Source organism: Flavobacterium sp. (genome assembly GCF_044361065.1).
GTDB lineage: Bacteria > Bacteroidota > Bacteroidia > Flavobacteriales > Flavobacteriaceae > Flavobacterium.
The window spans coordinates 1-9,481 of the sequence record NZ_JBIKJI010000080.1 but is presented as its reverse complement, the minus strand read 5'-3'; the positions used below and the strand labels follow the sequence as shown (position 1 = coordinate 9,481).

The 9,481-nt window shown below is 31.6% G+C and carries 11 protein-coding genes and 1 pseudogene; 8 read left to right on the top strand and 4 right to left on the bottom strand.

The features are described from left to right. A pseudogene (locus ACIQ11_RS06250) lies at window positions 1–721 on the bottom strand (amidophosphoribosyltransferase); the annotation flags it as partial. A 71-nt stretch (window positions 722–792) separates the two neighbouring features. Then, window positions 793–1,716 carry a PfkB family carbohydrate kinase gene (locus ACIQ11_RS06245; RefSeq protein WP_291241364.1) on the bottom strand — a complete coding sequence of 308 codons (924 nt, stop codon included), beginning with the start codon at window positions 1,714–1,716 and terminating at the stop codon, window positions 793–795. 170 nt (window positions 1,717–1,886) lie between these two features. Here ACIQ11_RS06245 and ACIQ11_RS06240 point away from each other — a divergent pair, with 170 nt between their 5' ends. The 3 genes from ACIQ11_RS06240 (at window position 1,887) to ACIQ11_RS06230 (ending at window position 4,634) form a co-directional block, all read left to right on the top strand. After that, on the top strand, window positions 1,887–2,363 hold the full coding sequence (locus ACIQ11_RS06240) for a regulatory protein RecX (RefSeq protein WP_396153817.1): 477 nt from the start codon (window positions 1,887–1,889) through the stop codon (window positions 2,361–2,363). Window positions 2,364–2,504: 141 nt separating this feature from the next. Beyond that, complete coding sequence (gene thiL / locus ACIQ11_RS06235) at window positions 2,505–3,554, top strand: thiamine-phosphate kinase (RefSeq protein ID WP_396153815.1); 1,050 nt, start codon at window positions 2,505–2,507, stop codon at window positions 3,552–3,554. A gap of 150 nt (window positions 3,555–3,704) precedes the next feature. Then, complete coding sequence (locus ACIQ11_RS06230) at window positions 3,705–4,634, top strand: hypothetical protein (RefSeq protein WP_396153813.1); 930 nt, start codon at window positions 3,705–3,707, stop codon at window positions 4,632–4,634. 59 nt (window positions 4,635–4,693) lie between these two features. Here the strand turns inward: ACIQ11_RS06230 and rnhA are convergent, their stop codons facing one another. Next, window positions 4,694–5,173, bottom strand: coding sequence for a ribonuclease HI (rnhA, locus tag ACIQ11_RS06225; RefSeq protein WP_396153811.1), 480 nt, complete (start codon window positions 5,171–5,173; stop codon window positions 4,694–4,696). A 75-nt stretch (window positions 5,174–5,248) separates the two neighbouring features. Then, window positions 5,249–5,812, bottom strand: a complete 564-nt coding sequence (purN, locus tag ACIQ11_RS06220; RefSeq protein WP_396153809.1) for a phosphoribosylglycinamide formyltransferase — start codon at window positions 5,810–5,812, stop codon at window positions 5,249–5,251. A gap of 242 nt (window positions 5,813–6,054) precedes the next feature. Here purN and ACIQ11_RS06215 point away from each other — a divergent pair, with 242 nt between their 5' ends. From ACIQ11_RS06215 to ACIQ11_RS06195, 5 genes are all read left to right on the top strand, one after another. Beyond that, window positions 6,055–6,291: an acyl carrier protein gene (locus tag ACIQ11_RS06215; protein ID WP_007137004.1), complete on the top strand. Its 237-nt coding sequence runs from the start codon at window positions 6,055–6,057 to the stop codon at window positions 6,289–6,291. Window positions 6,292–6,482: 191 nt separating this feature from the next. Further along, window positions 6,483–7,736 carry a beta-ketoacyl-ACP synthase II gene (fabF, locus tag ACIQ11_RS06210; RefSeq protein WP_396148094.1) on the top strand — a complete coding sequence of 418 codons (1,254 nt, stop codon included), beginning with the start codon at window positions 6,483–6,485 and terminating at the stop codon, window positions 7,734–7,736. 4 nt (window positions 7,737–7,740) lie between these two features. Then, the gene (gene rnc, locus ACIQ11_RS06205; RefSeq protein WP_396153807.1) at window positions 7,741–8,490 is read left to right on the top strand and encodes a ribonuclease III; all 750 of its coding nucleotides are present in this window, start codon (window positions 7,741–7,743) and stop codon (window positions 8,488–8,490) included. A gap of 109 nt (window positions 8,491–8,599) precedes the next feature. Then, a complete protein-coding gene (locus ACIQ11_RS06200; RefSeq protein ID WP_396153805.1) occupies window positions 8,600–9,070 on the top strand; it encodes an IPExxxVDY family protein in 471 nt (156 codons plus the stop codon). A 2-nt stretch (window positions 9,071–9,072) separates the two neighbouring features. Continuing rightward, a partial coding sequence (locus ACIQ11_RS06195; protein WP_396153803.1) for a pyruvate kinase occupies window positions 9,073–9,481 on the top strand: 409 nt, incomplete at its 3' end.

The following is a 9,481-nucleotide window of genomic DNA, read 5'->3' as shown; positions in this document are numbered from 1 at the left end:
CAGCCATAGCATATCCTCCATCAAAGTTTTTAGAGGCTCTTTTTAATATTCTTCCAATATTTAATCGCTCTGCAATTACTGGCGAAGCTTCTAATTTTGTAAGTCCTTCGTTTTTGCAATCTAAATACAATTGTGTAATTTCATCATCTAAAAAATGACCGATTTTTTCCATAACGGTTACCGTGTCTGCCATTAATTTTGGATGTTGACCTACATCAACTAAGTCTTGAAATAATTCTTTAACATTAGTCATATTGAAGTTTCCAGCAACTAATAAATTTCTGTGCATCCAATTGTTTTGACGTAAAAAAGGATGAACGCTTTCAATGCTGTTTTTTCCGAAAGTACCATAACGTACGTGACCTAAAAACAATTCGCCTACATAAGGAATGTTTTCTTTTTGTAACGCTACATTATTTTGATACGACGGATTTTTAGCTAATTCCTCAGAAATTCTGGTGTTAATTTGTCCGAAAATATCCTGAATAGGTTGCGCTTGATTAGAACGAATTCTACTAATATATCTTTGACCTGGTTTTACATCTAATTTAATACTGGCAAAACCTGCGCCGTCTTGTCCACGATTGTGTTGTTTTTCCATTAAAAGGTACATTTTTTCTACCCCGTAAAAAGCCGTACCATATTTTTCTCTATAGTATTCTAATGGTTTTAAAAGTCTAAGTAAGGCAATTCCACATTCGTGTTTGATAGCGTCGCTCATAGTTGGTGTTGTATTGTATTATTTATTTGTTGTATTAAAAATGCCCCGAAATTTCGAGGCATAGTTTTGTCTTATAATTTGATATCAAATTGTGTTAACGATTTAAATTGCTGTAAACGAGCATAAACTTCGTCTTCATTTATGACAACCATTTTTTCTGTTCCAAATTTTTCTACACAAAAGGAAGCCAAATTTGAACCATAAATAATAGCGCTTTTCATACTTTCAAAAGAAAAATCCTCCGTTTGAGCTATATATCCAGAAAATCCGCCTGCAAACGTATCGCCTGCTCCTGTTGGATCAAAAACCTCTTCTAAAGGTAGAGCTGGTGCAAAGAAAACATCTTTATTATGGAAAATTAATGCTCCGTGTTCTCCTTTTTTAATGACTACATATTTAGGACCCATTGTATGGATTTTTGCAGCTGCTTTTACTAAAGAATATTCTCCAGATAATTGACGCGCTTCTTCATCGTTAATGGTAATTACATCTACGCGTTTTACTACCTCTAATAATTCAGGTAATGCACAATCCATCCAAAAATTCATCGTATCTAAAACAACTAATTTTGGTTGGGTCGTCATTTGATTTAAAACAGATGATTGCACAATTGGATGTAAATTCCCAAGCATAACTACTTCAGCATCCTTATATTTTTCAGGAACTATTGGGTTGAAATCTGCTAATACATTTAACTCGGTAGCTAAAGTATCACGAGAATTCATATCATTATGGTATTTTCCACTCCAAAAGAACGTTTTTCCGCCTTTTACAATTTCAATTCCTTCAATATTTATATTTCTTTCTGATAATAAATCTAAATGTTCTTGTGGAAAATCTTCCCCTACAACAGATACTATTGCCGAATCCACCTTAAAAAATGACGCGGATAAGCCAATATATGTTGCGGCTCCTCCTAAAATTTTATCTGTTTTTCCAAAAGGGGTTTCAATAGCATCAAAAGCTACCGTTCCTACAATTAATAGTTTACTCATTTATTTTGTTTTAAATAAGCTGCAAAGATAGTTATTCCGTTTGAAGTTTAAAAATGTTACGTTATATTTAGTAATAAAAATATTCTGTATTTATAGGAATCCATTACATACTATTGTGAAAGTAATTTTTTATAGTAATTTTGAATAGATATTAATTTAGTACTTTTCCATTGGAAGCACCAAAAACGACACTTACTACAAGCGAGATTACAAGCAAGTTAGAGTATTATTGCTCTTACCAAGATCGTTGTCATAAAGAAGTGGAACAAAAATTACGAAGTTTTACCTTACTTCCGGAACTTAAAGAACAAATTATTGTACATCTTATTGAACATAAATATATAGATGAAGAACGATTTGCTAAAAGTTTTGCAAGAGGCAAACACAACTATAAAGGTTGGGGTAAAAACCGAATTGTTCAAGAGTTAAAATACAGAGAAATATCTAAAAGAAATATCGATTTGGCATTGTTGGAACTTCCAAATGAAGTTTATTTAGCTAATTTTCATCAATTGGCAGAAAAAAATTGGAACGGCATTAAAGAACGAAAAGGACAAAAGAAAAATAAAAAATTTGTAGATTTCTTACTCCGAAAAGGATACGAAACCAGCTTAATTTTTGAAAAACTTAAACAATTAGACAAGTAGGTATAAGTGGAAAGGCATAAGGTAATAGTAATGTAAGCTAATTAATTGCTGCTTTTCACTTTTTACTTTTGCTTTTTTACTTTTGCCTTATGCCTTTCCACTTGGCACATTAATTCCCTATCTTTGCAAAAACAAAACCTTATGTTAGAAAATAAAGATCAAAAAACAACGAGCATTGCCAGTTTAGGTGAATTCGGATTAATTGAGCATTTAACCAAACACTTTAAAGTGAATCAAAAAAGCACTATTAAAAGTATTGGTGACGATGCCGCTGTTTTAGATTTTGCTGGCAAAAAAGCAGTAATTTCTACCGATTTATTAGTGGAAGGTGTACATTTTGATTTAAGCTATATGCCTTTAAAACATTTGGGATACAAAGCAATTGTGTCTAATATTTCTGACATTTGCGCAATGAATGCCGTGCCAACTCAGGTTACGGTTTCGGTGGCAGTTTCTAATCGTTTTCCGTTAGAAGCAATGGAAGAACTTTTTGCAGGAATTACGCTTGCCGCCAACGCTTATAATGTAGATGTAATTGGTGGCGACACAACCTCTTCTCAAAAAGGATTAATTATTAGCATTACAGCTATTGGCGAAGCGAATTTAGAAGAAATAACCTACAGAAACGGCGCACAACAAACTGATTTATTAGTTGTTTCTGGCGATTTAGGTTCGGCTTATATGGGTTTACAAGTTTTGGAAAGAGAAAAACAAGTGTTTCAAGTCAACCCAAATAATCAGCCTATTTTAGATGATTATACCTATTTAATTGAACGTCAATTGAAGCCAGAAGCCAGAAATGACGTAAAAGAATTACTTGAAAAATTAGAAGTACAACCTACCGCTATGATTGATATTTCAGACGGATTATCCTCTGAAATTATGCATATTTGTAAGCAAAGTAAATTAGGCTGTAATGTGTACGAAGATAAAATTCCAGTTGACCCACAATTAATTAATGTGTGTGAAGAATTTAATGTAGATATTACCACTATTGCCTTAAATGGCGGAGAAGACTACGAATTGCTTTTCACAATTAAAATGGACGATTTCGAAAAATTAAAACACAATCCAAATTTCACCATTATTGGTCATATGGTTGCGGAAAGTGAAGGGATGCACTTGGTGACTCGTGCCAACACAAAAATTGAGCTTAAAGCCAGAGGCTGGAATGCAATAAACGAGGAATAAAATAACTTGGTTACAAAGAATTTTATCAAAACTTCAATAACCATTAAAATAATTAATGATATTCATAAAAATTACAAATGTTTTTTAATAAATTACAGCGCAACTTCTGAATGTATAATTTAGTATTTTTGAAAATTAAACTAAAAAACTATGAAAAAAATTATTTTATTATTAACCTATTTTACATTCTTACAAATAGGTTATTCTCAGGATTATGTTGATATTGTTAAGTTTTCAACTAATAATACTACTTTAGGAAACATACAAGAAGCAAATCAAACAAACGCAAACAAAAACTTCGAAACTAGCGTTAACAATGTTAATTTTGAATTGTACTATCCTAAAAAACTATCTGAAAAGTTGGTATTATTAACTGGTTTAACGGCAGAAAATACACGGTTAAATTTGTCTAAAGGCGCAGATAGAACTAGTTTAACAATGACCCGTTTAAATTTGGGATTTAAGTACCAACACTCAGAAAAATGGTCTGGAACGTATGTATTATTACCAAAAATTGCTTCAGATTTTAATGCGATTGGATCAAACGATTTTCAAATTGGAGCTCTAGCTGTTTTAGATTATCAATATAGTGAATCGTACAAAATTAAATTTGGTATGTACAGTTCAACAGAAAATCACGGTTCTACGCTAACGCCTTTAATTGGAATGTGGCACCGTTCTAAAAATAATAAATTTTACATAAACGCTACGCTTCCTATTCGTATGGATGCTAATTATTCGTTAACTAAAAACCTAAGTATAGGATCCGATTTATTAACGTCTATTAAGTCTTATAACTTATCAGAGTTTAAATCTAATTTTTATGTTCAGGAGGAATCGATTAGATTTGCTTTATACACCGCATTAGGATTAATGGATAACTCATTAATATTAAGAGGTAAAGTAGGATTAGATACTACAGATTATGGAATGTTTAATGCCAACGAAAAAGTTGGTGTACAGGTATTAACATTTCCGCTAAGTGGAGACAAAAGAAATAGATTGAATGCTGAATTTGATTCTTCATTATATGTAGGATTTGACGCTATCTACCGATTTGACTTAACAAAAAATAAATAATACTACACTTCTTATTAAATATAATACCTGATAAATTTTAAAATTTATCAGGTATTTTTTTATATTAGTTTCTGGTCTTCCATTTCGTAAAAGGAATCGATATTTAAATTTTTTTGTTGCGAGGCCATCACGGCTAATTCGTCACAACGTTCGTTTTGATGATGGTTGTTGTGCCCTTTAATCCAAATAAATTTCACGTGATGTTGTCTGTAAATTTTTAAAAAGCGCATCCATAAATCGGGATTTTTTTTGTCTTTGAAATATTTCTTCTCCCAACCAAATACCCAACCTTTTTCTACAGAATCCACAACATATTTAGAGTCTGAAACAACCAAAACGTTGGTTTTTGGTGCTTTCAATTTTTCTAAACCTACTATTACGGCTAACAATTCCATTCTGTTATTAGTAGTATGTCTGAATCCTTCAAAAAATTCTTTTTTGTAAGGCGTGCCCACCATTTCCATCACCACACCATAACCCCCAGGACCAGGATTTCCTTTGGCAGCGCCATCTGTGTATATGTGAACTTGGTAGGACATTTTAGATTGTTAGATTTTTAGATTGATTAGATGTTGAAATTAAGAAATTTTAGTGGGTTTGACTTTCTAGGGAGTCTAACCTTCTATGAATCTCTCAATCACGTTCGGAAAATGTTCCATTTCTAATTCGTGAATTTTTTGTGCGATTTCTTCTGCTGTTTTACAATTTTCAATATTTACGTTAGTTTGAAATATAAATTCACCTTCATCAAAATGTTCATTTACGTAATGTACTGTGATTCCTGTTTCCTTTTCTTTATTTTCTAAAACCGCTTGGTGAACGTGAATGCCATACATACCTTTTCCGCCATAATTTGGCAACAATGCTGGATGAATATTAATTACTTTATTCGGAAATTCATTAATAATATGCATAGGAAATTTCAATAAAAATCCTGCCAACACAATTAAATCGGGTTGCAATTGCTTTAGCTGATTTAAAACGGTATCGTCTGAAAGTTGCATTTTATTAAAAACAAAAGTAGGAACATTAAATTTTTTTGCCCTTTCAATTACTTTAGCTTCAGAATTGTTAGAAAACAAACCAACAACTGAAACGGCATTGGACGTGTCAAAATAAGTCATAATATTTTCAGCATTAGAACCATTTCCGGAAGCAAAAAGCACAATTTTCTTCATTCAATTCTGTTTTATTTAACTTATTGCAGCAATAAACCACATAAATATCACACAAAAGTATAAATTCATTTAGGTTTAACGGCAAAAAAAAATGAAATAATAAATTAATTCGCTCTAAATATGCTTAAAAATAGGGTGTTTTAAGTTTTTTTTGTATATTCGTTGTTATATTTACTAACAAAAATGTTGTTTTAAAATAAAGTTTTTTATTTTTGCCAACAAATAATTAAAAATTGAAAATTATGTCAGACATTGCATCAAGAGTAAAAGCGATTATCGTGGACAAATTAGGTGTTGACGAAAACGAAGTAGTAACAGAAGCAAGCTTCACTAACGATTTAGGTGCTGATTCATTAGACACTGTAGAGCTTATTATGGAATTCGAAAAAGAATTTGATATTCAAATTCCAGACGACCAAGCTGAAAACATTGCTACTGTAGGTCAAGCAATTTCTTACATCGAAGAAGCTAAGAAATAATAACCTTTCATCCGTATAATTTATTTTATACGGATGTTGTTATTTTTTGTTTCTGTTTTTAAAAATCTTTGTTTAGATTTGTAAAAACATTGATTGTATTACAATCATTCACATAAGACATTTATGTAATACCCAATGTTGATATTTAATTATGACACATTGGGTTTTTCTATATAACTAAAAAATAATTTATGCAATTAAAACGTGTAGTGGTAACAGGACTTGGAGCATTAACTCCAATTGGAAACAACATTCAAGAATATTGGAATGCCTTAATTAGCGGTAAAAGCGGTGCGGCTCCAATTACATATTATGATACCGAAAAACATAAAACCAAATTTGCTTGCGAAGTAAAAAACTTCAATGTCGAAGAATTTATCGATAGAAAAGAAGCTAGACGTATGGATAAATTTGCACAATATGCCATTGTAGCTGGTGAACAAGCAATTGCAGATTCAGGCATTTTGGAATCAAATGTAAATAAGCAAAGAGTTGGTGTTATTTGGGGTGCTGGAATTGGTGGTTTAGAAACCTTCCAAGAAGAAGTGCTGAGTTATGCTAAAGGAGACGGAACACCTCGTTTTAATCCGTTCTTTATTCCTAAAATGATTGCCGATATTGCTCCTGCTCATATTTCTATGAGAAATGGCTTTATGGGTCCAAACTATACAACAGTTTCTGCTTGTGCTTCTTCAGCAAATGCTATGATTGACGCTTTTAACTACATTCGTTTAGGAATGTGTGATGTAATTGTGTCTGGAGGTTCTGAAGCAGCAGTAACTATTGCAGGAATGGGTGGCTTTAACTCTATGCAAGCGTTATCAACAAGAAATGATTCACCAGAAACAGCTTCAAGACCGTTTGATGCTAACAGAGATGGTTTTGTTTTAGGCGAAGGCGCTGGTGCTTTAGTTTTTGAAGAATACGAACACGCGAAAGCACGTGGTGCTAAAATATATTGTGAAGTTGGAGGTGGCGGAATGTCATCTGATGCGTATCACTTAACTGCTCCACATCCAGAAGGAATTGGAGTGATTGCAGTGATGGAAAATACCTTACGCGATGCAGGTATGAAACCAGAAGAAGTAGATCACATCAATACTCACGGAACCTCAACACCTTTAGGAGATGTTGCAGAATTAAAAGCAATTAGTCATGTTTTTGGAGCACACGCTAAAAATATAAATATCAATTCTACAAAATCAATGACAGGGCATTTGTTAGGAGCAGCTGGTGCAATTGAAGCAATTGCTTCTATTTTAGCAATGAAACACAGTCTTGTTCCTCCAACAATAAACCACACAACAGTAGATGAAAATATTGATCCATCATTAAACTTGACTTTAAACACGCCTCAAAAAAGAGAAATTAAAGTGGCAATGAGTAATACTTTTGGATTTGGTGGACATAATGCTTGTGTGCTTTTCAAAAAATTAGAAGAATAACTTCATGCGTCGCATTTTAAATAAAATATTGAAAAAATCCCCTTCTTCTAATCAAGACGGGGTTTTTTTTGAAAAAATTACCAAAATTTTGGGATTCAAGCCCAATACAGAAATTTATTATAAACACGCTTTTACGCACCGTTCTGCAAATCAAACTGATGAAAAAGGATTTCCAATAAGTTACGAACGATTAGAATTTTTAGGTGATGCCATGTTAGGTAGTGTTATTGCTGCACATTTGTATAAAAAAGTACCAACTGGCGATGAGGGTTACTTAACAAAAATGCGATCTAAAATTGTAAGTAGAGAACATTTAAATGAATTAGGCAGAGATTTTAATTTGGTTCAATTTATAGAAAGTAAAGTGAGTCCTTCCCATTTTGGAGACAATATTCACGGAAATTTATGCGAAGCTTTTATTGGCGCCATATATTTAGATAAAGGTTATCCGTATTGTGAGAAATTTATTCAGGAAAAAATCATCAAACAATATGTGGATATTGAACGTTTAGAAGGAAAAGTAATTAGCTATAAAAGTCTAATTATCGAATGGTGTCAGAAAGAAAAAATTACTTTTAAATTTGATATTTTTGAAGATGATGGTAAAGAAGGCGTAAAGTATTTTGGTGTGAAATTACTAATGGACAATCAGGTAATTAGCAAAGCCAGAGCTACTTCTAAGAAAAAAGCAGAAGAAACTGCTGCAAAAAGAGCTTTTTTTGCGTTACAAGATAAAATTGAAAACAAATCCTAAATTTTTTTATCAACTACAACGTTTGAATTAAAAATTTAATAGTTTAGAAACCTTTTTTACTACAATTTAATAATTTTTACTCCTATCTTTACGATTATTAAAAAAATAAATGGCAAATCTTAAACTTACATTCGACGATTTTGAATCAAATGATTTTGAGTTACTTGCTATTCATTCTAATTTAAAAGATTTTAAATTAACCTTTTTAATAAACTTAAAATTGAATGTTTTAATGGCAAAAAATGATAACGAAATTTCTATAAAATCTTCTAACGGAACGGGAAAATTTTCAAGATTTAGTTATGATGATTATAACCAAGATATTACTTGGGAACTCATTAAAAATCAAACCAATTTTAATTCAAACCAAAATAATACGGGTTTCTTTTCTGAGGATAACATCACAATGAATTTGATTCCAGAATTAAAAACAGCCGATTATTTATTAAAAATAGACAATATAGATTCAAGCTTTAAAAGCGAAGAAGTTATTAAAAAAATAAGTACCATACAAAATGTTTCTACCATTTATAAAGTAGATACAACTAATTTAAAATCGATAAACAATTTAATTTTTTAAAGATGCATACAACAAAAAAAACAAAAATTGTTGCCACATTAGGTCCCGCTTGTAGTAGCAAAGAAGTAATTAAAAAAATGATTGACGCGGGAGTTAATGTTTTTAGAATTAACTTTTCACATGCTGATTATACAGATGTAAAAGAAAGAATAGATATTATCCGCGAATTAAATACAGAATTTGGCTATACCACTTCTATTTTAGCCGATTTACAAGGTCCAAAATTACGCGTTGGTGTAATGAAGGAAGATGTAATGGTGCATCCTGGAGATATTATTACTTTCCAAACCTCAGAAGATGTTCCTGGAACTGCTGACAGAGTGTATATGAACTATAAAGAATTTCCAAAAGATGTAAATCCTGGAGAAAGAATCCTTTTAGATGATGGAAAACTTATGTTTGAAGCCATTG